The sequence below is a fragment of the Saccharothrix carnea genome (genome assembly GCF_003014735.1).
Taxonomy (GTDB): domain Bacteria; phylum Actinomycetota; class Actinomycetes; order Mycobacteriales; family Pseudonocardiaceae; genus Actinosynnema; species Actinosynnema carneum.
On record NZ_PYAX01000003.1, the window covers coordinates 144,652 to 166,791 of the forward strand.

The following is a 22,140-nucleotide window of genomic DNA, read 5'->3' on the forward strand; positions in this document are numbered from 1 at the left end:
CCGTCCGGGTCTCAGGTGCCGGGTTGGACCGCGTCCTCGAAGAAGTCCGCGACCTGGTCGGCGGTCAGCTCCTCGCCGCCGCTCTTGGTCACGATGCCCAGCAGCGGCAGGTCGTTCGCGGTGAACACGAGCAGCCCCAGCCCGCCGTCCGCGGCGGCCCGGTACTTGCCGGTGAGCCCGTTGCCCGCCCACTGCGCCTCGACCATGTCTGTCTTGAGCGACCGCACCACGGCCTCCGCGCCGTGCTGCGCGCCGACGACCGTCTCCGTGAGCACGTACTGGACCGAGTAGTCGTCCTTCACCGCGCAGCTGACCACGCTGCCCTTGATGCCGTTGACGCCGCCCACACCGGGCGTGCCGCCCGCCTTGCACGTGCTCGTGTCCGGGATCGTGCCCGCGAGCAGGCGCAGGCACTCGGTGAAGCCCTTGTCGTCCTGCTGGGTGTCGTTCTTGCACTCCTGCGCGCTGGGCACGTCCACCCCGCTGAACGCGAAGATGCCGCCGACCACGCCCAGCACCAGCACCACGGCCGCGCCCGCGGCGATGAGCAGCGTCTTCCGGTCGGGCTTCTTCTTCGGCTCGGGCTGCGCGCGCGTGCCGACGCTCGGGAAGTTGAACTGCTGCGGCCCGGTCTGCGGGTAGACCTGGTAGGCGCCGCTGGTGCCCGGGTTGACCTGGTAGGCGCCGCTCGTGCCGGGGTTGACCTGGTACGCGCCGCTGGAACTCGGGTTGACCTGGTACGGGCCGCTGACGGCCGGGTTCACCGGGTGCGCGCCGCTGACCGCCGGGTTCTGCTGGTACACCCCGCCGGGCGGGGTCACCGGCTTGGTGACGACCGTGTCGGGCTCCCTGGGCCTGGTCGGCTCCTGGGACCTCGGCGTGACGCCGTTCTTGGGCACGTGGTGCGCGCCCAGGGCGACCGAGGTCTCCGGCTGGTCCAGGCTCGTCGGCACGATCCGCACCTGCTCGGCGATCATGGTCGCGACCAGCGGGATCCGGCTGGCGCCGCCGACCAGGTAGATGCCCGCGAGCTGGTTGGGCGCCATGCCGGTGGAGCGGATCGTCGACTCCAGCAGCTCGACGCTGCGCATCATGCTCGGCCGGACCAGCGCTTCCAGGTCGGAGCGGTTGACCAGCACGTCCTCGAACGGCTCCGGCATCGGCACCTCGGTGTGCGCGTGCCGCGAGAGGGACTCCTTGGCCGCCCGCACGTCCTCCTGGAGCGTGCGGCGGGCCCGGCGGTCGGCGGTGGACTCCGGGCGCAGCAGCCGCTGCCAGGCCGCCGGGTCGCGGTGCGAGACCTGCCTGCCGACGTGCTCCAGCAGTGCCTGGTCGACGTCCAGGCCGCCCAGGTCGGGCAGGCCGTCCTCGGCGAGCACGGTGAAGCCGCTCTGGGTGGCGCCGACGATGGCCACGTCGAACGTGCCCGCGCCCAGGTCGTAGACCGCGAGCGCCTGGCCGACCGACAGGGAGGCGTAGTGGGAGGCGGCGGCGACCGGCTCGGGCACCAGCACGACCTCGCCGGCCACGCCCGCGAGGCGGGCCGCGGACAGCAGCACGTTGCGGCGCGTCGGGCCCCACTGCGCGGGGTGGGTGAGGCGGACCTCGTCCAGCGGCTCACCGCCCAGCTGGCGGGTGGTCTCGTCCAGCACGCGGCGCAGCACGGCGGCCAGCGCGTCGGTGACCGGCACCACGTTGTCGCCCAGCAGCAGCACGCCGTCGTCCACCCGGCGCTTGGGGTTGGGCTCGAAGCGGGCCGGGTCGAGGCGGGCGCGGCGCTCGGCGTCACGGCCGACGACCAGCGTGCCGTCCTCTTCGCAGTACACGGCAGACGGCATGGTGGCCGAGCCGTCCACCTCCACGACCCTGGGCGGCCTGCCGTGCGCGGCGAGCACCGCGACGGTGTTGGAAGTGCCCAGGTCGACGGACAGGACGCGCACGATATACACCCCTCAGGTTCAGCCGGGGTGATCGTGCCACAGCCACCCACCCCGCGAGGTCGCGTCGGTCGTTCGCGACTCATTTTCCGGCGATCACGCTCTTCGATCGTCGGAAGATCAGGCGCGAACGACCGACTTCCGGGCGACCGAGCCCGCGACGCCGGAGGCGGCGCAATCCGAAAATGTCAGACCCCTGGTTCAAGATGTGGGGGTGGATGTTCTGGCCGCGTTCTCCCCCGCGACCCGGCAGTGGTTCGCCGGGGCCTTCGCCGCGCCCACGGCGGCGCAGGCGGGCGCGTGGGAGGCGGCGGCTGCCGGCGAGCACGCGCTGGTCATCGCGCCGACCGGGTCCGGCAAGACGTTGGCCGCGTTCCTCTGGGCGCTGGACCGGCTGGCGTCGGAGCCCAAGCCCGCCGAGCCCAAGCGGCGGTGCCGGGTGTTGTACGTCTCGCCGCTGAAAGCGCTGGCAGTGGACGTGGAGCGCAACCTGAGGGCGCCGCTGGCGGGCATCCGGCAGGCCTCGCACCGGCTGTCGCTGCCCGAGCCGGACGTCACGGTCGGCATGCGCACCGGCGACACGCCCGCGGACGCGCGGCGGGCGTTCGCGCGGACACCGCCGGACGTGCTGGTCACCACGCCGGAGTCGCTGTTCCTGGTGCTCACGTCGGCCGCCCGGGAGTCGTTGCGCGGTGTGGAGACGGTGATCGTCGACGAGGTGCACGCGGTGGCGGGCACCAAGCGCGGCGCGCACCTGGCGTTGTCACTCGAACGGCTGGACGCGCTGCTGGAGCGGCCCGCCCAGCGGATCGGGCTGTCCGCGACGGTCCGGCCGGTCGAGGAGGTGAGCGCGTTCCTCGCCGGTGGGCGGCCGGTGCGGGTCGTGCAGCCGAAGACGCCCAAGACGATCGAGGTCCAGGTCGAGGTGCCGGTCGAGGACATGTCGGTGCTCGGCGAGCCGACCGGCGAGGTGTCGGGTTCGGCGGCGGGCGCGGAGCAGCGGGCGTCGATCTGGCCCTCGGTGGAGCAGCGGATCCTCGAACTCGTCCGGCAGCACCGGTCCACGATCGTGTTCGCCAACTCGCGGCGGTTGGCCGAACGGCTCACCGCGCGGCTCAACGAGCTGGCCGAGGAGGCCTTCGAGCTGGAGCGGTTCCCCGCCGAGGCACCCGCCCAGTCCGGCGTCACGACCCAGCGCTCGGCCGCGATCGCCCGCGCGCACCACGGCTCGATGTCGCGCGAGCAGCGGGTGGTGGTCGAGGAGGAGCTGAAGTCCGGCCGGCTGCCGTGCGTGGTGGCCACCTCGTCGCTGGAGCTGGGCATCGACATGGGCGCGGTCGACCTGGTGGTGCAGGTGGAGGCGCCGCCGACGGTGGCGTCCGGGTTGCAGCGCGTCGGCCGGGCCGGGCACCAGGTGGGCGCGGTGTCGCGCGGGGTGATGTTCCCCAAGTTCCGGGGCGACCTGGTGTCGTGCGCGGTGGTGGCGGAGCGGATGCGGGACGGCGCGATCGAGGCCGTGCGGTACCCGCGCAACCCGCTGGACGTGCTCGCGCAGCACGTGGTGGCGATGGTGGCGATGGAGACGTGGACGGTCGAGGGGCTGTCCGGGCTGGTGCGGCGGGCCGCGCCGTTCGCCGCGCTGCCGGAGTCGGCGCTGCAGGCCGTGCTCGACATGCTCGCGGGCCGGTACCCGAGCGAGGAGTTCGGCGAGCTGCGGCCCCGCATCACGTGGGACCGGATCACCGGCGAGCTGCGCGGCAGGCCCGGCTCGCAGCGGCTGGCGGTGACGTCGGGCGGCACGATCCCCGACCGGGGGCTGTTCGCGGTGATGACGCCGCCGTCCGAGCGCGGCCCCGGCTCGCGGGTGGGCGAGCTGGACGAGGAGATGGTCTACGAGTCGCGGGTCGGCGACACGTTCCTGCTGGGCACGTCGTCGTGGCGGGTCGAGGACATCACCCACGACCGGGTGATCGTGGTGCCCGCGCCCGGTCAGCCCGCGCGGATGCCGTTCTGGAAGGGCGACGCGCCGGGCCGTCCGCTGGAGCTGGGGCGTGCGCTGGGGAAGTTCCTGCGCGAGGTGTCCACGATGGACGACTCGGCGGCGGCGGAGCGGACCGCGGCGGCCGGGCTGGACGCGTGGGCCACCTCGAACCTGCTGGCCTACCTGGGCGAGCAGCGTGAGGCGACCAGGCACGTGCCCAGCGACCGGGTCGTGCTGGTGGAGCGGTTCCGCGACGAGCTGGGCGACTGGCGGCTGGTGGTGCACTCGCCGTTCGGGGCGCAGGTCAACGCGCCGTGGGCGTTGGCGATCGCGGCCCGGTTGCGGGAGCGGCGCGGCATCGAGGTGCAGGCGGCGCACTCCGACGACGGGATCGTGATCCGGCTGCCCGACGCGGTCGACCTCGACGGCGCGCAGGTCGTGGCGGGCGCGGAGGACGTGCTGCTCGACCCGGAGGAGGTCGAGCAGGTCGTGGTGGCCGAGGTGGGCGGTTCGGCGTTGTTCGCGGCCCGGTTCCGGGAGTGCGCGGCGCGGTCGCTGCTGCTGCCCCGGCGTGATCCGCGCAAGCGCTCGCCGTTGTGGCAGCAGCGGCAGCGGGCGGCGCAGCTGCTGTCGGTGGCGGCGAAGTACGAGAGCTTCCCGGTCGTGCTGGAGGCGATGCGCGAAGTCCTGCAGGACGTGTACGACGTGCCGGGCCTGCGTGAGCTGATGACCGACATCCGGGCACGGCGGGTGCGCGTGGTGGAGGTGGAGACGCCGTCGCCGTCGCCGTTCGCGCGCAGCCTGCTGTTCGGGTACGTCGGGATGTTCCTGTACGAGGCGGACGCGCCGCTGGCCGAGCGGCGGGCGGCGGCGTTGTCGCTGGACTCGGCGCTGCTGGCGGAGCTGCTGGGCTCCGAGGCGATCCGGGAGCTGCTGGACCCGGAGGTGGTCGAGGAGGTCGAGCGGAACCTGCAGCGCCTGGCGCCGGACCGGCACGCGCGTGACGCGGAAGGTGCGGCGGACCTGCTGCGGTTCCTCGGTGACCTGTCCGAGGCGGAGGCGCTGGCGCGGGGCGTGCAGCCGGAATGGCTCGCGGACCTGGTGGCGCAGCGGCGGGCGATCCGGGTGCGCATCGCGAGCGAGGACCGGGTGATCGGCATCGAGGACGCGGGCCGGGTGCGTGACGCGTTGGGCGTGGCGCTGCCGGTGGGCGTGCCGGAGGTGTTCACCGAGCCGGTGGCCGACCCGTTGGGCGACCTGCTCTCGCGGTACGCGCGCACGCACGGGCCGTTCCCGGCGGCGGAGGTGGCGGAGCGGTTCGGGCTCGGCGTGGCCGTGGTGACCGGGGTGCTGGAGCGGATGGCGGCCACCGGGCGGCTGGTGCGCGGCGAGCTCAGACCCGGCGGAACGCACACCGAGTACTGCGACGCCGAAGTGTTGCGGCGGCTGCGGCGTGCGGCGCTGGCCCGGTTGCGGGCCGAGGTGGAGCCGGTGGAGCCCGCGGCGCTGGGCCGGTTCCTGCCGGGCTGGCACGGCGTGGGTCGGCGGCCGCGGTCCGCGCCGACCGTGGACGACGTGTACTCGGTGGTCGAGCAGCTGGCCGGCGCGCCGCTGCCCGCGAGCGCGGTGGAGTCGCTGATCCTGCCCGCGCGGCTGCCCGGCTACAGCCCGGCGCTGCTGGACGAGCTGACCGCGTCCGGCGAGGTGACGTGGACCGGGTGCGGCTCGCTGGCCGGTGGTGACGGCTGGATCGCGTTGGCGCCGACCGATGTGGCCGACCTGCTGCTGCCGGACCTGGTGCCGGAGGCGATGCCGGACTCGTCGCTGCACACCGCCGTGGTGGAGGCGTTGGGCGGTGGGGCGCTGTTCTTCCGGCAGGTGGTCGACCGGGTGTCGTTGCAGGGGCCGACGACGGACGGCGAGGTCGTCGGCGCGCTGTGGGACCTGGTGTGGGCGGGCGTGGTCACCAACGACACGTTGGCGCCGTTGCGCGCGCTGGTCGCGGGCGGCGGCACGGCGCACAAGCCCCGGCGTGCCGCGCCCCGTGGCCGGTATGCGCGGATGCGGGCCGGCAGACCGGACATGCCCAGCCGCACCGGGCCGCCGACCGTGGCGGGCCGGTGGTCGCTGGCCGTGGTGCCGGCGGCGGACGCGACGCGGCGGGCGCACGCGCGGGCCGAGGCGTTCCTGGAGCGGCACGGCGTGCTGACCCGCGGCGCGTTGGACACCGAGCGGGTGACCGGCGGGTTCAGCGGCGTGTACCGGGTGCTGCGGGCGATGGAGGAGTCGGGGCAGGTCGTGCGCGGGTACGTGGTCGAGGGGCTCGGCGCGGCGCAGTTCGCGGCCCGGGGCGCGGTGGACCGGCTGCGCGCGTCGTCCAGACCGCCCGGCCAGGAGCACGCGGGCAGCCCGGACGCCGTGGTGCTGGCGGCGGCCGACCCGGCGCAGCCCTACGGCGCGGCACTGGCCTGGCCGGACCAGTCGGGCGAGGGCAAGCACCGGCCGGGCCGCAAGTCCGGTGCGCTGGTCGTGCTGGTGGACGGCCTGGCCACGCTCTACGTCGAGCGGGGCGGCCGTTCGCTGCTGTCGTTCACGGAGGAGGAGGAATCGTTGCGTGCCGCGGCACAAGCCCTGAGCCGCGCCGTGCGCGACGGCTGGCTGGGCCAACTGGCCGTGCAGCGGGCGGACGGCGAAGTGGCCCTGGGTTCCCGACTGGCCGGCATCCTCCAAGAAGCAGGCTTCCGCGCCACACCCAAGGGTTTGCGACTACGGGCGTGACACACCAACGAACACGGCGACCCGCCCCCGACCACCGGGATCACCCAAAAGTGCAAGCCACCAAGGAACTTTTCGCCCACCATTGACGTTGCCGGGATGAAAGGAGGCGGCGGCGCACGGCGAACCGGTCCGCCCGCCCATCGAACGAACCCCACCGACGAACGAACCCCACCGACCGCAATCCACCGACCAACGGACGCCCCCACGGAACGGACCTCACCGCACGGAACCACCCTTACCGCCGCCCACACGGGACGCTCACCGCACGGAACCGCCCCTCGCGAGACGCGTGCGGACTCACGAGACGCGTGCGGACTCACGGGACGCTTAGCGGACAGAGGCACCTCTAGCGGACCAGAGGGCACCTCACCGGAACAGGGCGCTGTAGGCGTTGAGCGCGGGCTGGCCGCCGAGGTGGGCGTACAGGACCGTGGAGTCGCGCGGGATCTCGCCGGTCGAGACCAGTTCCACCAGGCCCGCCAGCGACTTGCCCTCGTACACCGGGTCGGTGATCATGCCCTCCAATCGGGCGCCGAGCTTCATGGCGTCCACAGTGGACTCGCCCGGGACGCCGTAGATGCCCTCGTGGAACCGTTCGTCGAGGATGACGTCCTCGTCGGTCACCTCGACGCCGAGCAGGCCCGCCGTGTTCTTGGCGATGCGCGTGATCTGGTTGCGGGTGTCGCACGGCTCGGCGGAGGCGTCGATGCCGATGATCCTCCGCCCGCTGCCGGCGAAGCCGGCGACCATGCCCGCTTGCGTGCTGCCGGTCACCGAGCACACGACGATCGTGTCGAACCGCACCCCCAGGTCGGCCTCCTGCCGTTCGACCTCGGCCGCCCAGCCGGCGAAGCCGAGTCCGCCCAGCGGGTGGTCCGACGCGCCCGCCGGGATGGCGTACGGCGTGCCGCCGGCGGCACGCACGTCCTCGATCGCCTGTTCCCACGCGGGTTTGACGCCGATGCCGAAGCCCGCCTCCACCAGCCGCACCTCGGCGCCCATCAGGCGGCTGAGCAGGATGTTGCCCACCCGGTCGTAGACCGTGTCCGGCCAGTCGACCCAGCTCTCCTGCACCAGCACGCACTTCAGCCCGGCTCGCGCCGCCGCCGCGGCGACCTGGCGAGTGTGGTTGGACTGCACGCCGCCGATGGACACCAACGTGTCGCAGCCCGTCGCCAACGCCTCGGCGACCAAATACTCCAGCTTGCGGGTCTTGTTGCCGCCGTAGGCCAAGCCGGAGTTGCAGTCCTCCCGCTTGGCCCACACCTGCGCACCGCCGAGGTGCCTGGTCAGCCGCTCCAGCTTGTGCACCGGCGACGGGCCGAAGGTCAGCGGGAACCGCTCGAAGTCGTTCAGCGCCATGTCAGTTCTCCTCCACCGGGAGCAGGTCGGCCAACGTCGCCCAGTTCCGCTCGACCAGCCGGACCGCGAGGTCGGCGTCGGCTGCGGCGAAGGCGGTGATGATCTCGTCGTGCATCGCCACCGAGTGGCGGCCGGTCGGCGCGGCGAACCGCAGCCGTTCCAGCCGGCGCACGAGCGGCGTGTAGCGCTCGATGGTGGCCGACACGGCGAAGTTGTCGGCCCGCCGCACGGCCACCGCGTGGAACTCGTCGTCGGCGGCGAGCGCGGCGGGCACGTCGCCGTTGGCCAGGGCGTGGGCGAACGCCGTGTTCGCGGCACGCATGGCGTCCAGGTCGGCACCGACGAGGCGTGGCGTGGCCAGCCGGGCGGCCAGCGCGTGCATGGCCTGGACGACGACGTGCGCGTCACGCACCGCCGCCGTGTCCAGCGGCGTGACCCGTGTGTAGCTGTGCGGCTTGCTCTCGACCAGGCCTTCGTCGGTCAGCCGGGCCAACGCCTCGCGCACCGGCGTCCGGGACAGCCCCAGCCGCTCGGCCAGCTCCACGTCCTTGATCGACACGCCGGGCGCCAGGTCGCCGCCCAGGATCGCCTCGCGGATCGCGGTCAGCGCCTGGTCCCGGAACAGCGCCCGACTAATATATTGCATACTGGCGCACTGTAGACGGCCCTACCGGGTGATCGCCAGGGGGTTGCGCGTGGTCCGGGGATTTACCCCGCGCTGTAGTACGAGTGCACCGCAGGCCGGTCGGTGATCAGGCCGGTTCTTCGTTGTCCGGCAACGGTTCACCCCTCGGTGTTCTGCTCAGCCGCGCAGCGCGGGGACGCCGTCCCACGACGGTTCCAGCACTTGGAGCAGCCACGGCTTCGGGAGGTCCTCCGGCACGTCGCGGTCCGGGTGCACCATCGCGAACATGAGCGCGGGAACACGCGGCAGGCCGACCGTGACGACTTCGCCGTCACCCGCCATCCACACCGTCCCCGTGTCGGCGATGTTGGCGATCAGGTCCGGGTTGGGCAGGGGGAACCACACGACCGCCGTGCCGCGTGGCAGTTGGGCGAGTCCGGCGACCTCCTCGTCGGTGTCCCAGGGGAAGAGGGTGATGGGGACGGGTGTCCACTCCGTCGCCGACTCGGCGGCCGCCACCGCCTGGCGGTACAGCCCGGAGACGAGGAGCGTGCTCGGCGTCATGACGGCGGCGGCGGTGATCAGGAGGCCGCCGACCACCAGTCCGGCCGGTGCCAACGGCCACAGGCTCAGCACCACCAGGGCCGCGCCGACCGTCGCGCCGAGCACGCACCACACCCAGGCGCGGGTGCCCCACCGGAAGCCCCGGAAGGACTTGGCCACGGTCGGGTCGTCCAGCGGTCGGCCGACGAGGTGCGGTTCGCGTTCACGTGGCCGCGCGTCGGTCTCGTCCACCCGCAACGAGTACAGCCGGCACAGTCCCGGGACCCGGACCGCGGCCCGCCCCTGCTCGTCCGGCCCGCACAGGAAGACCTCCTGCCGGTCGAGCACCAGGCCCACCGCCTCGGGCAACGTGCCCTTCAGGACGAACGTCCGCTCCTCGGCGAAGACCAGGAGCCGGTCTTCGTCCCACGTCCCACCGCCGGCGGCGACGGTCGCGGGAACGCGGCGCCAGGGTTGGTCGAGCAGTCCCCGCCGGTGCGGCGCCGTCTCCCACCGGTGCACCAGCGGCGGCATCGCGGTCAGCAGGCTCAGCAGCCCGAGCACCACCACGGTGGCCACGGTGCCGGGCGTCGCCCGGGGAAAGACCACGAGGCTCACCGCGACCACCAAGAGCACCACCGCGATGGCGGCGAACGGGCGCCCGTAGCGGCGCAACTCGTCGAGGACCAGGCGGGTGGACCAGTCGTCCGCCGCGGCGACGTCGGTGCGCGGTTCCAGGTACGCGGGTCGACTCACCGTTGAATCCCCACACACGCCGGCACGCCAGTCAAGCCTGCCCGACCGGTCCCGGGGGCAGCGCGCAGGGTCACCGGGGCGTCAGCACGCAGAACTCGTTGCCCTCGGGGTCGGCCAGCACCACCCACGGCACGTCGATCTGCCCGACGTCCGCCCGCACCGCGCCCCACGCCTCCAGCCGGGCCACCTCGGTCGGCAGGTCGCCGTCTGCGGGTGGCGCGAGGTCGAGGTGCAGCCGGTTCTTCGCCGCCTTCGGCTCGGTCACCCGGACGAACTCCAGCGACGGCCCGGCCTCCTGCGTCAACGACGCGAAGTCGTCGTGCTCGCGCGTCACCGGCAGCCCGGTGAGACCGGCCCAGAACGCCACCTGCGCCCGCGGGTCGAGCGCGTCCACCACGACCGCCGCGACCGGGCCGGTGTGCGCGTACTCGTCGCGCTGCTCCAGCACGCAGAACTCGTTGCCCTCCGGGTCGGCCAGCACCACCCACGGCACGTCGCCCTGTCCGATGTCGACCGGTTTCGCGCCCAGTTCCACCGCCCGTGCCACGATCGCCGCCTGGTCGTCCGGCGACGTGGACGTGAGGTCGAGGTGGACCCGGTTCTTCACCACCTTCGGGTCGGCCACGAGCCCGAACACCAGTTCCTGCCCGTTGCCGAGCGCCACGTCCACCTCGTCCGCGTCCTCGCCGGTGATCGGCCGGTCGAGCAGGGCCGCCCAGAACCGGCCGAGCGCGGCGGGATCGGCCGAATCGACCACGACGTCGTGCCACCTCGTTGCCATGGTCCGACGGTAACGCCCGGCCGGGCGGTCTTCCCGCCGGAGAACCGGTGCTCGACCGGGTGGTTGCCGGTGAGATCCCGTGCCGCGGGGAACCCTGCTGGCCGTGACGCCGAAGCACGACGCGCGACCCACCGTGGGGATCGAGGAGGAGTACTTCCTGGTCGATCCCCTGACCCGGACTGTCGCGCCGTGCGCGTCCCGGGTGCTGCCCGTCGCCGAACGGACGCTGGGCGAGCAGGTCAGCGGCGAGTTCACCGAGTACCAGGTCGAGGCCAAGACGGCGCCGTGCGGCGGTGTCGAGGAGGTGCGCGACCAGGTTCTGGGGATGAGGGCGGCGGTCCGGGCGGCGGCGCTGCGCGAGGGGTTGGCGGTGTACGCGTCGGGGACGCCGGTGCTGGGGGCGCGCCTACCGCCGCCGGTGCGCGAGGACGCCCGGTACCGGGAGGGACAGCGCCGTTACGGCGCCCTGACCGACACTTCGGCGGTGTGCGCCACGCACGTCCACGTGGCCATGCCGGACCGCGAGCACGCGGTGCTGGTCGGCAACCACCTGCGCCCCTGGTTGCCGGTGCTGATCGCGCTGGCCGCGAACTCGCCGTTCCACGACCACCGCGACACCGGTTACGCCTGCTGGCGCACGATGGCCACGCAGCTGCTGCCGGTGTCCGGTCCACCGCCCCACTTCGCCTCCGCCGACGAGTACGACCGGGCCGTCTCACGGCTGATGGAGGCGGGTGCCCTGGTGGACGAGGCGACGTTGTTCTGGGACGTGCGGGCCAGCGCCCACCTGCCGACCGTCGAGATCCGGCCCATGGACGCCGTGACCGACGTCGAGCAGGTGGTGGCCCTCGCCGCGCTCGTGCGCGCCATGGCCGTCCTCGCCCTCGACCGCGTCCGGCGGGGCGACACCGGTCCCGCCGTGGCCGACCACGTGCTGCGCGCGGCCTACTGGCGTGCCGCCCGGGACGGCTGCACCGGCCAGGGCAACGACCCGCACGACGGCCGCCTGCGACCGCTGCCGCACCTCGTGCGCCGCCTGCTGGACGACGTCGCGCCCGTGCTCGACGGGTTCGGCGAGCTCCAGGAGGTGCGAACGGTCCTGCGCGACCTGTGCCGGCGCGGTGGCGGAGCGCGACAGCAGCGCCAAGCGCACGCCCACCGCGGCGACCTGCGTGACGTGGTGGACCACCTGGTCAGCCGGACCGACCGGCAGGCGCCGGTGGTCGGGCCGCACGCCGCGCGCCGCTGACCCCGGCTCCCGCGCTACCTTTCACGAATGGCTGACCTGGTCCTCGGTCCGGTGCTGCGGCACGTCGACTCCACCTCGGCGACGGTGTGGGTCGAGACGGACACCCCCTGCGAGGTCGCCGTCGCCGGTCACCGGGCGGAGACGTTCCAGGTCGGCGAGCAGCACTTCGCGCTGGTGGTGGTCGAGAACCTGGCGCCGGGCACCACCACCGACTACGACGTGCGGCTGGACGGTGACGTGGTGTGGCCGCGGCCGGACTCGCCGTTCCCGCCGCCGTGCATCCGCACCACGCCGGTGCGGCGGTTGCTGTTCGGGTCGTGCCGTGCCGCCAAGGGCGACGTCGTCGACGGTGCGGCGGACAAGCTCGGCCCGGACGCGCTGGACGCCTACGCGTTGCGGATGAAGGACGAGCCCCGGGAGCGGTGGCCGGACGCGCTGGTGCTGCTCGGCGACCAGGTCTACGCCGACGAGCCGACGCCGCGCGTCACGCGGTGGCTGGCCGAGCGCAGACCGGAGCCGGCGGGCGAGGTGGTGTCGTTCCGCGAGTACGCCGAGCTGTACCACGAGTCGTGGTCGGACCCCGAGATCCGCTGGCTGATGTCCGTGGTGCCGACGTCGATGATCTTCGACGACCACGACGTGCGCGACGACTGGAACACCTCGCGCACGTGGCGCGAGCAGATGGCGGCCAAGCGCTGGTGGCCGGAGCGCATCCGGGCGGGGCTCGCGTCGTACTGGGTGTACCAGCACCTGGGCAACCTCAGCCCGGACGAGCTGGCGGCCGACGAGCTGTACGCCAAGGTGCGGTCCACCGGCGGTGACGTGCAGCCGTTGCTGGAGGACTTCGCCGAGCGGGCCGACCGCGAGGTCGACGGCGGCAAGTCGACGCGGTGGAGCTACCGGCGCGACTTCGGCCGGGTGCGGCTGCTGGTGATCGACACGCGCAGCGGGCGGATCCTCGCGGGGCCGCAGCGGTTGATGGTGGGCGACCAGGAGTTCGACTGGATCGAGGAGAACGCCCGCGGCGACTTCGACCACCTGCTGATCGGCTCGTCGCTGCCCTGGCTGATGCCGCACGCGTTGAGCCACCTCCAGTCGCTGAACGAGCGGATGGCGGGCCTGCCGGGGTGGCGCGGCCGGGTCGGCGAGAAGGTGCGGCAGGTCGCGGACCTGGAGCACTGGCCCGCGTTCCGGGCGTCGTTCGAGCGGCTGGCCCGGTTGCTGGAGCGGATCTCGCGGTCCGACGACGCGCCCGGCACGGTGTGCGTGCTGTCCGGGGACGTGCACCACAGCTACGCGGCGCGGGCGACGTTCGCCTCGTCGGTGGACGCGAAGGTGTACCAGCTCGTGTGCTCGCCCGTGCACAACGATCCGCCGTGGGTGTTCCGGCCCGCGTTCCGGCTGTCGTGGTCGAAGCCGATCGCGCGCGTGCTGCGGTGGTGGGCCGACCGGCGCGGCATCTCGCCGGACCCGGTGGGGTGGCACAAGCTCAGCGGACCGCACTTCGGCAACTCGGTCGGCGTGCTGGAGGTCGACGGGCGCGAGGCGCGGTTCCGGTTGGAGACGGCGAAGGGCGACGGGTTGGACGAGGCGACCTCGTTGACGCTGTGAGGTCGCCGCGGTGAGTGCGGGTGCGCCCGCCGCCGGGACGGAGGTCGGGTTCTCCGGCGGCGGGCGCACGTCCCTACTTGGTGGCCAGCCTCAGCAACGCCCACAGCTGGGCGATCGCGTCGTGGTCTCCGGTGGTCGGCGGCAGGTCGCGGTCCGGGATGCGGCCCCACAGCCAGCGGTAGACCTGCATCGGTGTGCCGATCACCTCGCCGTTCGCCGCGCCGGCTTCCTCTTCGGTGACCAGCCGGGCCACCGCCGGGTCGGGGCCGGTCGTGGCCAGCCACACCCTCTCCCCCGCGCGGATCGCCACGGTCCCCTCACGCGTGCCGCGCACGCCGAGGATGTCCAGCCGGTGCCCCAGCCAGAGCGTGAGGATCTCGTCCACGCCGTCCTCGGCGATGTCGTCGTCCACCGGGTCGACCGGCAGCCCGGCCGCCGCCTGCACGTCCATCCGGTGCACGGTCGACTCGTGCGCCAGCCGCCGGGCCCAGAAGTTGTGGTTGCGCTCGGCGGGCCACCACGTCTCGCACGGGTCGTCCGGTTCGTGCGGACGCAGCGCCCGCACCAGCGGCCGCACGCCCGCGCGCACGTACTCCGGCAACGTCTGCCCCGGCTCCGGGTCCTGTTGCCACACCAGGGGTTGGCTGCCTTCCCTCAGCCACGTCGACACCATCCGGTACGTGCTGCCCACGTGCCGCGCCGTCTCCCCGAGGTTGAGCCCGGGGCACGCGGGCACCTGGCGTTCCGGGCGCTGTCCCTCGGCCGACGCCGCCAGGCGCTCGGCTTCGGCCTCCACTACGTCGATCAGGCGGTCGTAGGCGACCAGTCCCCTGCTCACAGTCCGTCCTCGTACATGATCTCGTCGACCAACTCGGTGAACTGCGCCGCTTGGCGCACCAGGTCGTCGGCTGCGCGCTGGGTGACCTGCCTGGTGATGCCCGCCAGCACGGCCGCGCGCGTCGCCGAGGACTCGGCGAAGAACGCGGCCCACTCGCGCAACTCCGGCGCGAGGGAGGACAGCAGGACCCACACGCTGGTCGGCTTGGCCCGGCCCCGGTGGGGTCGGCCCCTGGCCGCCAGCACGGCCGCCGCGGCCCGCATCGCGGCCAGGTAGGCCGTGGCGAAGCGGGTGGGCGGGTTCGGGTCCCGTTCGGCCTCGGCCAGGCACTCGCGGGCCTGTCCGAGCAGGGTCACCGCCGACGTCGGTGGTAGCGGGAGGGGAATGCGGCGGGGGAAGGTCTGAGTCATCTCGCGGCCTCCTCGCGGCGTCGGGACAGCGACGACCGCCGCGGGGAGACGGCGGCACTTGGTGGTGGGGCGCTTCCCCCGCCCCACCACCAAGGCATTGCTCGAACAAATGTTCGAGCCAGACCAGACTATCCTGCCGGCCCGGCACTCCTCAACCCGACCACGCGTGGTCTTATGAACAGGTGAGCGCACTCGACCACCCCGGCATCCGCAAGGTGGCCGCCGCACTGTCCGAGGCGGGCCACCACGAGGCAGCGAACGGGATCCGCGTGTTGGCCGACGCCGTCCGCACCGCCGCCGCGGCGGCCGAGGCGGTGGGCGTACCGGTCGGCGCGATCGCCAACAGCCTCGTGTTCGCCGCCGTTCAGGACGGCGTCGCCTCACCGCTGCTCGTGCTCACCTCCGGCGCGCACCGGGCGGACACCGGCAAGTTGGCCGTGCTGGCGGGTGCGGACTCGATCGAACGCGCCACGCCCGCGTTCGTGCGCGAGCACACGGGCCAGGTCATCGGCGGTGTGTCCCCGGTGGGGCACCCGGCGCCGATCATGACGTTCGTGGACGTGGCGCTGGAGCGGTACGAGGTGGTGTGGGCGGCGGCCGGGCACCCGCACGCCGTCTACCCGACGACGTACGCGGGACTGCTCGACCTGACCGGCGGCACGCCTGCCGAGGTCGCCCGGTCCGAGGTGGCCCGGTGACCGCCGCGCCGTCCCAGCGGATCGTCGCACTGTCCGCGCGGGAGCTGAACTCCCGGCTGGACGAGGCGCTCGCGCTCTACGTCAGCGCCATGGACTACCCACCCGGCACCGCCGAGCAGCGCGCGCCCATGTGGTTGGCGCACATGCTGCGCGACGGCTGGCGGTGCGTGGTGGCGCTGGGCGAGCAGGACGAGCTGATCGGCATCGGCTACGGGTATCGCGGCTCGGTCGGCCAGTGGTGGCACGAGCAGGTGCGGCACGGCCTGACCATGGTGTCCGGGCCGAAGGCGGTCGAGGAGTGGATGCGCGACTACTTCGAGCTGACCGAGCTGCACGTGCTGCCGCGAGCGCAGGGGCGGGGTGTCGGCGAGCAGCTGCTGCGCAACCTGATGGAGGGCGTGCCCAGCTCACGGGTGCTGCTGTCCACCCCGGAAGGCCCGAGCAAGGCGTGGCGGTTGTACCGGCGGATGGGTTTCGTGGACGTGCTGCGGCACTACCAGTTCACCGGCGACCCCCGGCCGTTCGCCGTGCTGGGTCGCACCCTTCCGATCACCTGAAACCCAACCCCGAGGCCCTATTGGGCCACGGGCCCGTAGAGCCGGTACAGCCAAAGCCAGCGCCCCTCGCCGTCGTGCATCTTGGCGAAGTAGTTGTCACTGCCGCCGGGGAAGGGGCTCGGCTTTTGCAAGGGTCCGGCGTAGTTGCCGAAGATGGTTCCGGCCCGCTGTCCGTCGTCGTACACGTAAACCGTGAACTTCGGCGGCTGCTTCTCCCCCAGCGACACGTTGATCCAGGCCTGAACCGGCTTTTCCGGAGTCCCGTTCAGCAGGAACTCGAAGTCGGTGATCTCCGCGGTCGTCCACGTGCTCGAATCCCTTGGGTCCGGCTCGAACGCGAACGAGCTCTTCGCACCGGAGGCGACTGTCAAGCAGTCACCCACGTTGTCGTAGGAGCTGATGTACGGCGGCTCCGGGAAGTGGGCTGTCGATGCCCACAGACGGATGAACGGCAACTGCGGAACGAGGAAGTCGAACTCCGCGGTGGTCTGATTCGACTGACCGCTGCTCTGCTCGATGATCGACATCAGGCACCCCTTCTCCTGGGATCACGCGTCCGGGTCCGAACGTACTCGGACCAGGAGGTCATCAGCACCGGAGCACACGTTGGGGTAAGCCGGTCAGTCGAACTGATTAACGTTCGGTCACTCAGCGGAGCCGAGTGACCGTTTCGGCCTGGGGCCTCGCCATTTCAGAAAGGCGAGACGAAACCGGAGGCCCGCAGGTACTTGCCCGCGTTCAGGCCCTCGATGTCGCGCAGCTTCGAGTAGACGACCCGGTCGCCGAAGTTGCCCTCGACCGTGCGCACGTGGGTCGCCTTGCGGCCCGTCCGGTCGTACTTGACCTCGACCACCAGGCCGACGTGCGCGTGCATGTCCGGGTAGTTGCCGTAGACGACGGCGTCACCGGGTGCCACGTCCCGCTGGCCGATGTCCTTCCACCGGCCGTTGGCCTTGCCCCACTTCTGCCAGTACGTCGCCCAGTGCCCCTGGTCCAGCACCGACGCGCCCGCAGCGGGCCGCATCGACGGGCGGTCCGGTACGCCGGCGGTCGTCCACGCCCAGTTGACGAAGACGCCGCACCACTCGGCCGGCCGCAGCACGCCCTGACCCGCCACCTGGTACTGCGGCGGGTAGTAGTTGCCGTTCCCCTCGCGCTGGCCGACCTGGCGGAGGGCGTGGTCCACGATCTCCTGGCGGATGCGCCACTGGGCCTGGTCACCGAGCGGTTGGGCCTGCACGTACGCCGGGGCGCCGGCGACGAGCAACGCGCCCGCCAGCACCACGCCGAGCGCGGCCCGCATCGCACGTCCGGTCATCAGGTTCCCCCTATGGTCGTTCGCCCACCCATCCAACACCGGACACGGTGACCTCGGCGTGAAACCGAGGTGACCGTATCCGGAAGCACGATCGGGTCAGAGTTCGGTGAGCCGCTCACGAAGAGTGTCCAACCCCATGGCGCCCATCTCCAAGGCCTGCCGGTGGAACGTCTTGAGGTCGAACGCGTCACCGTGCCGGGAGCGGGCGTCGTCGCGGGCCGCCAGCCACAGCCGCTCGCCCAGCTTGTACGACGGCGCCTGGCCGGGCCAACCCAGGTAGCGGTCGATCTCGTCGTGGACGTGCGCCGGGTCGGTGATGGTGCGGGTGAGCATGAACTCCAGGCCCAGCTCCGGGGTCCACCGCTCGCCCTCGTGGAAGCCGGTGCCCCGGGGGATCTCCAGCTCCAGGTGCATGCCGATGTCGATGATCACGCGGGCCGCGCGGAACAGGTGGGCGTCCAGCATGCCCAGCAGGTCGCCGTCGTCCTCCAGGTAGCCGAGCTCGCGCATCAGCCGCTCCGCGTACAGCGCCCAGCCCTCGCCGTGGCCCGACACCCAGCACATCAGGCGCTGGAAGTCGTTCAGCTTCTCCGCCTGGTAGACCGCCGTGGCGACCTGGAGGTGGTGGCCGGGCACGCCCTCGTGGTAGACGGTCGAGACCTCGCGCCAGGTGGAGAACTCCTCCTTGCCCTCCGGCACGGACCACCACATGCGGCCTGGCCGGGAGAAGTCCGGCGTGGGGCCGTTGTAGTAGGCGCCGACACCGCCGCCGGGCGGCGCGATGCGGCACTCCAGCTTCATCAGCTCGTCCGGCAGGTCGAAGTGCACGCCGCGCACGTCCAGCAGCGCCTTGTCCGACAGCTCCTGCATCCACGACCGCAGGCCGTCCTTGCCGTGCACCAGGTAGCGCGGGTTCGCGTCCAGCGCGGCGGCGGCCTCGGCGAGGGTCGCGCCCGGCTTGATCCGGTTCGCGACCTGCTTCATCTCGGTCTCGATGCGGGTGAACTCCGCCCAGCCCCACTCGTAGGCCTCGGCCAGGTCGAGGCGGGAGCCGGTGAAGTAGCGGGACTGCAGCCGGTAGACGTCCTCGCCGACGGCGTCCTTCTTCGGCGCCTTGGGCGCCAGGTCCTCGCGCAGGAACGCGGCCAGGTCGCCGTAGGCCTCGGCGGCGGCCTTCGCGCCCGCTTCGAGGTCGGTGCGCAGCGCGCCGTCCGCGGGCGCGTCGGCGATCAGGGCGGCGAAGAACGACTTGCCTCCGGACCGGCCCGCCCACGTGTCGCACTGCTCGGCGACCTTGGTGACCTGCCGCAACGCCGAAACCCGACCCTGGTCGGCGGCGTAGGCGAGGCCCGCGCGCAGGTTCGCCACCGCGTCCGGCACGGCGGTGAGCCGCTTGGCGATCACGGCCCAGTCGTCGGCGGTGTCGGTGGGCATCAGGTCGAACACCTCGCGCATCGACTGCACGGGGCTCGCGATGACGTTGAGCCCGCCCTCCATCAGGCCTGCCTCGTGCAGCTCGACCTCCAGGCCGACCCGCTCCCGGAACACGGCCTTCGCGTCGGCCTCCGACTTGTCCGCGGGCTGCGCGGCGTCGATCGCGGCGAGCGCGTCGCGCGCCAGCTCCCTGCGGGTGGCGTGACCCTCCGGCGAGTAGTCCGTGAGCCGGTCGTCGTGGCCGGGCACGCCGATGAACGTCGCGGCCAACGGGTCCGCCGCCGCGTAATCGACCACGAACTGGTTGCTGATGCCGTGCACGCCGCCGGCGGAGGAGGTTGACATGCGCCGCACGTTACCTGCGGGCCGTGTCCCTCCAACAGGTAATTAGCCACGCTCACGATCGTGTACCAGCGGTCAACTTTTGACCGTGGCCGGCAGGATGGCCGGGTGTCCAGGGCCTCCGCGCTGCTCCTACCGGTCTTCCTCCTCGCGCTGCTGTCGCTGACGGGGTGCGTCCGGCTGCACGCCGCCATGGCGGTGTCCTCCGACGACCGCGTGTCCGGCGAGATCACCGCCGCCACGCCGCCGACCAAGGACAACGACCCCGGCCCGCAGCTGAAAGTCCCGAACGAGCTGGCCGGCAGGGTCAGCACCAAGCCGTACAAGGTGGACGACTACGTCGGCACGCAGCTGTCGTTCAGCGGGTTGACGTTCGACGAGGTGCGGTCGCTGTCGGCGGCGACCAGCGCGTCGTCCAGCCGGTACCAGCTCACGTTCCGGCGGTCCGGAGACCTGGTGACGCTGTCCGGTTCGGTCGACCTCACGCAGGTGCCGCCGGAGCGCGCCGACATCCAGGTGAAGATCAGCTTTCCGGGTGAAATCGTCGACACGAACGGGCAAGAAGAGGACAACGCGACCATCGCGTGGTCCCCGAAGCCCGGCCAGGCGTCGATGCTCAGCGCGACGGTCCGCTACGCCGGGGCGAACTCGGTGTCGTACTTCGGCTGGACCATGCTGGTGGCCGGCCTGACCGGCGGTGCCGCGCTGATCGTGCTGATCCTGGCGATCGTCGCCCACCGCCGCCACCAGGTGGACAGTGTTTGATTGCCGCTGCTCCGCAGACGGCGGGCTCGGTCGCCAGGAAGTCGGTCGTTCGCGCCCTCGCGGGTCAGGGGTAGGCCGGGCGGACCTCAGGCTCTGGCGGGAACCAGGCCGAGGCGACCCACGATCTCGCGAGTCGCCTTGGATCGGTTGAACGTGTAGAAGTGCAGGCACGGCACGCCCTCCGCGAGCAGCCGCTCCCCCACCTCGGTCACCAGGTCGATCCCGGCCGCGCGGAAGCCCGCCGGGTCGTCGACGTACGGGTCGAGGCGGCGCGCCACCGAGTCCGGCACCGAGGAGCCGGACAGCTCCACCGTCTTGGCCAGCGTCCGCGGCGTCGTCAGCGGCATGAGGCCCGGGATCAGCACTGTGTCGCAGCCGCGCGCGGCCACCCGGTCGCGCAGGCGCAGGAAGTCCTCCGGCTGGAAGAACAGCTGCGCGATCGCGAAGTCCGCGCCCGCCCGCAGCTTGCGCACCAGGTACTCGGTGTCGGTGTCGAGGTCGGCCGACCGGGGGTGGCCGTACGGCGACGCCGCCACGCCCACGCAGAAGTCGCCGAGCTCACGGCACAGCCGGACCAGCTCCTCGGCGTAGGTCAGGCCCTCCGGGTGGGCCGTCCACTCGCCGTTCGGGTCGCCCGGCGGGTCGCCGCGCACGGCCAGGATGTTGCGCACGCCGACAGCCGCGTACCAGCCGATCACGTTGCGCAGCTCGGCCACCGAGTGGTTGACCAGGGTGAGGTGCGCCATCGGCAGCAGCGTCGTCTCCTGCGCCACCCGGCTGGTGGTGCGGATGGTCCGGTCCCGCGTGGAGCCGCCCGCGCCGTAGGTGATGGACACGAAGGCCGGGTCGAACGCCTCCAGCTCGCGGATCGCGCGCCACAGCACGGTCTCCTCGGCCTCGTCGCGCGCGGGGAAGAACTCGACTGAGAACACGGGGGAATTCCCGTGCAGGCGATCGACCACCGACGTCATGCCGCACAGCCTAGAGGTACGCCCGAGGTGTGGAAGACGGCTGTCACCGGATGGGACCAGCCGGACCGGCCACCCCGGTTGGGCATCCCGAAGCGGCAGAGGTGACCATAGACGGGTGCCGCCCCACCCGTTGGACCTCGAACTGCCCAAGCACGTCGACGAAGCGCTTGCCGCTTATCTGGCCGACCGCCGGGCCCTGGGTGCGCGCATGGAGGAGAACTTCACCGGCGCCGTCGACGCGCTGGCCGACTTCGTCCTCGGCGGCGGCAAGCGGATCCGGCCCACGTTCGCGTGGTGGGGCTGGCGCGCGGCGGGCGGCGACCCGGACGGCGAGCTGGCCGAGGCCGTGCTCACCGCGGTCAGCTCGCTGGAGCTGATCCAGGCGTGCGCGCTCGTGCACGACGACCTGATGGACGCCTCCGAGACCCGCCGCGGCATGCCGACCGTGCACGTCCGGTTCGCCCGCAGGCACCTCGACCAGGGCTGGCTCGGCGAGCCGGAGCGGTTCGGGCTGGCCGCGGCCGTGCTGATCGGGGACGTGGCGCTGGCCTGGGCCGACGACATGCTGTTCGCCGCGGGCCTGCCCACCGACGCCTTGCAGCGGCTGAGCCTGCCGTGGCGGGACATGCGCACCGAGATGCTGGCCGGCCAGTACCTCGACGTGCTCACGCAGGCGCGCGGCGACGCCTCGCTGGACGCCGCGCTGCGCATCGACCGGCTCAAGACCGCCGCGTACACCGTCGAACGGCCGCTGCACATGGGTGCGGCGATCGGCGGTGCGTCCCCGGAGCTGGTGGACGGCCTGCGGTCGTTCGGCACGGACATCGGGGTGGCGTTCCAGCTGCGCGACGACCTGCTCGGCGTGTTCGGCGACCCGGCGGTGACCGGCAAGCCCGCCGGGGACGACCTGCGCGAGGGCAAGCGGACGCTGCTGGTCGCGCTGGGCATGGAGTTCGGCGCGGACGTGCTGCACGAGGCGCTGGGCAAGCCCGACCTGGACGTGGCGACCGTGGACCAGGTGCGCGCCCGGCTGCGCGAGGTCGGCGCGGTGGACGCGGTCGAGGAGCGGATCGCCGAGCTGACCGAGTCCGCGCTGCGCGCCCTCGACCGGTCGCCGATCGCCGAACCGGCCGGTGAGCGGCTCGCGGAACTGGCGATCAGCGCCACGAAGAGGACCTCCTGAC

18 protein-coding genes are annotated in these 22,140 nt (G+C 72.7%); 7 read left to right on the forward strand and 11 right to left on the reverse strand.

Annotated features, from left to right (window positions below; all coding sequences use genetic code 11):
• Positions 1–11 precede the first annotated feature (11 nt).
• On the reverse strand, positions 12–1,940 hold the full coding sequence (locus B0I31_RS08930; protein WP_106614871.1) for an Hsp70 family protein: 1,929 nt from the start codon (positions 1,938–1,940) through the stop codon (positions 12–14).
• Between the two features lie 211 nt (positions 1,941–2,151).
• On the opposite strand from B0I31_RS08930, the gene B0I31_RS08935 reads away from it, so the two are divergent.
• A complete protein-coding gene (locus B0I31_RS08935; RefSeq protein ID WP_181320070.1) occupies positions 2,152–6,696 on the forward strand; it encodes an ATP-dependent helicase in 4,545 nt (1,514 codons plus the stop codon).
• 366 nt (positions 6,697–7,062) lie between these two features.
• Here the strand turns inward: B0I31_RS08935 and B0I31_RS08940 are convergent, their stop codons facing one another.
• The 4 genes from B0I31_RS08940 to B0I31_RS08955 all read right to left on the reverse strand — a co-directional run bounded on the left by B0I31_RS08940 (position 7,063) and on the right by B0I31_RS08955 (position 10,763).
• On the reverse strand, positions 7,063–8,058 hold the full coding sequence (locus B0I31_RS08940; protein WP_106614873.1) for a 1-aminocyclopropane-1-carboxylate deaminase: 996 nt from the start codon (positions 8,056–8,058) through the stop codon (positions 7,063–7,065).
• 1 nt (position 8,059) lies between these two features.
• Positions 8,060–8,704, reverse strand: a complete 645-nt coding sequence (locus B0I31_RS08945) for a GntR family transcriptional regulator (RefSeq protein WP_106614874.1) — start codon at positions 8,702–8,704, stop codon at positions 8,060–8,062.
• Positions 8,705–8,860: 156 nt separating this feature from the next.
• Positions 8,861–9,982, reverse strand: coding sequence for a hypothetical protein (locus B0I31_RS08950; protein WP_106614875.1), 1,122 nt, complete (start codon positions 9,980–9,982; stop codon positions 8,861–8,863).
• 70 nt (positions 9,983–10,052) lie between these two features.
• Positions 10,053–10,763 carry a VOC family protein gene (locus B0I31_RS08955; RefSeq protein ID WP_106614876.1) on the reverse strand — a complete coding sequence of 237 codons (711 nt, stop codon included), beginning with the start codon at positions 10,761–10,763 and terminating at the stop codon, positions 10,053–10,055.
• A 79-nt stretch (positions 10,764–10,842) separates the two neighbouring features.
• Between B0I31_RS08955 and B0I31_RS08960 the strand changes: the two genes are divergently transcribed.
• Complete coding sequence (locus tag B0I31_RS08960; protein ID WP_219910650.1) at positions 10,843–12,012, forward strand: carboxylate-amine ligase; 1,170 nt, start codon at positions 10,843–10,845, stop codon at positions 12,010–12,012.
• Positions 12,013–12,039: 27 nt separating this feature from the next.
• Entirely contained in the window at positions 12,040–13,623 is a 1,584-nt protein-coding gene (locus B0I31_RS08965) for an alkaline phosphatase D family protein (RefSeq protein WP_106614877.1), read from the forward strand.
• Positions 13,624–13,696: 73 nt separating this feature from the next.
• On the opposite strand, the gene B0I31_RS08970 is transcribed toward B0I31_RS08965, so the two are convergent.
• Together B0I31_RS08970 and B0I31_RS08975 are read right to left on the reverse strand one after the other, a co-directional pair.
• Entirely contained in the window at positions 13,697–14,461 is a 765-nt protein-coding gene (locus tag B0I31_RS08970; protein ID WP_106614878.1) for a maleylpyruvate isomerase N-terminal domain-containing protein, read from the reverse strand.
• The gene (locus B0I31_RS08975) at positions 14,458–14,871 is read right to left on the reverse strand and encodes an SAV_6107 family HEPN domain-containing protein (protein ID WP_106614879.1); all 414 of its coding nucleotides are present in this window, start codon (positions 14,869–14,871) and stop codon (positions 14,458–14,460) included. The genes B0I31_RS08970 and B0I31_RS08975 overlap by 4 nt, the downstream gene beginning before the upstream one ends.
• 182 nt (positions 14,872–15,053) lie before the next feature.
• Here B0I31_RS08975 and B0I31_RS08980 point away from each other — a divergent pair, with 182 nt between their 5' ends.
• Positions 15,054–15,569 (forward strand): YbaK/EbsC family protein, encoded by a 516-nt coding sequence (locus B0I31_RS08980; RefSeq protein WP_106614880.1) that lies wholly within the window; start codon positions 15,054–15,056, stop codon positions 15,567–15,569.
• Positions 15,566–16,126, forward strand: a complete 561-nt coding sequence (locus tag B0I31_RS08985; RefSeq protein ID WP_106614881.1) for a GNAT family N-acetyltransferase — start codon at positions 15,566–15,568, stop codon at positions 16,124–16,126. The genes B0I31_RS08980 and B0I31_RS08985 overlap by 4 nt, the downstream gene beginning before the upstream one ends.
• Before the next feature lie 17 nt (positions 16,127–16,143).
• Here the strand turns inward: B0I31_RS08985 and B0I31_RS08990 are convergent, their stop codons facing one another.
• From B0I31_RS08990 to B0I31_RS09000, 3 genes are all read right to left on the reverse strand, one after another.
• Positions 16,144–16,653: a hypothetical protein gene (locus tag B0I31_RS08990; RefSeq protein ID WP_106614882.1), complete on the reverse strand. Its 510-nt coding sequence runs from the start codon at positions 16,651–16,653 to the stop codon at positions 16,144–16,146.
• A gap of 164 nt (positions 16,654–16,817) precedes the next feature.
• On the reverse strand, positions 16,818–17,444 hold the full coding sequence (locus tag B0I31_RS08995) for a hypothetical protein (RefSeq protein ID WP_106614883.1): 627 nt from the start codon (positions 17,442–17,444) through the stop codon (positions 16,818–16,820).
• Between the two features lie 96 nt (positions 17,445–17,540).
• Positions 17,541–19,223 (reverse strand): DUF885 domain-containing protein, encoded by a 1,683-nt coding sequence (locus B0I31_RS09000; protein WP_106614884.1) that lies wholly within the window; start codon positions 19,221–19,223, stop codon positions 17,541–17,543.
• Between the two features lie 105 nt (positions 19,224–19,328).
• On the opposite strand from B0I31_RS09000, the gene B0I31_RS09005 reads away from it, so the two are divergent.
• Positions 19,329–19,985, forward strand: a complete 657-nt coding sequence (locus B0I31_RS09005; protein WP_106614885.1) for a DUF3153 domain-containing protein — start codon at positions 19,329–19,331, stop codon at positions 19,983–19,985.
• 86 nt (positions 19,986–20,071) lie between these two features.
• Here B0I31_RS09005 and B0I31_RS09010 read toward each other — a convergent pair whose 3' ends face one another.
• Positions 20,072–20,956, reverse strand: a complete 885-nt coding sequence (locus B0I31_RS09010) for a methylenetetrahydrofolate reductase (protein WP_106614886.1) — start codon at positions 20,954–20,956, stop codon at positions 20,072–20,074.
• Between the two features lie 115 nt (positions 20,957–21,071).
• Here B0I31_RS09010 and B0I31_RS09015 point away from each other — a divergent pair, with 115 nt between their 5' ends.
• The gene (locus tag B0I31_RS09015) at positions 21,072–22,139 is read left to right on the forward strand and encodes a polyprenyl synthetase family protein (protein ID WP_106614887.1); all 1,068 of its coding nucleotides are present in this window, start codon (positions 21,072–21,074) and stop codon (positions 22,137–22,139) included.
• The last annotated feature ends 1 nt before the right edge of the window (position 22,140 follow it).

Bases quoted from the DNA above. Each gene is read 5' to 3' on its own strand.
- B0I31_RS08940 (WP_106614873.1), bottom strand. From the start codon at position 8,058: ATGGCGCTGAACGACTTCGAGCGGTTCCCGCTGACCTTCGGCCCGTCG.
- B0I31_RS08945 (WP_106614874.1), bottom strand. From the start codon at position 8,704: ATGCAATATATTAGTCGGGCGCTGTTCCGGGACCAGGCGCTGACCGCG.
- B0I31_RS08955 (WP_106614876.1), bottom strand. From the start codon at position 10,763: ATGGCAACGAGGTGGCACGACGTCGTGGTCGATTCGGCCGATCCCGCC.
- B0I31_RS08965 (WP_106614877.1), top strand. From the start codon at position 12,040: ATGGCTGACCTGGTCCTCGGTCCGGTGCTGCGGCACGTCGACTCCACC.
- B0I31_RS08975 (WP_106614879.1), bottom strand. From the start codon at position 14,871: ATGACTCAGACCTTCCCCCGCCGCATTCCCCTCCCGCTACCACCGACG.
- B0I31_RS08990 (WP_106614882.1), bottom strand. From the start codon at position 16,653: ATGTCGATCATCGAGCAGAGCAGCGGTCAGTCGAATCAGACCACCGCG.
- B0I31_RS08995 (WP_106614883.1), bottom strand. From the start codon at position 17,444: ATGACCGGACGTGCGATGCGGGCCGCGCTCGGCGTGGTGCTGGCGGGC.
- B0I31_RS09000 (WP_106614884.1), bottom strand. From the start codon at position 19,223: ATGTCAACCTCCTCCGCCGGCGGCGTGCACGGCATCAGCAACCAGTTC.
- B0I31_RS09010 (WP_106614886.1), bottom strand. From the start codon at position 20,956: ATGACGTCGGTGGTCGATCGCCTGCACGGGAATTCCCCCGTGTTCTCA.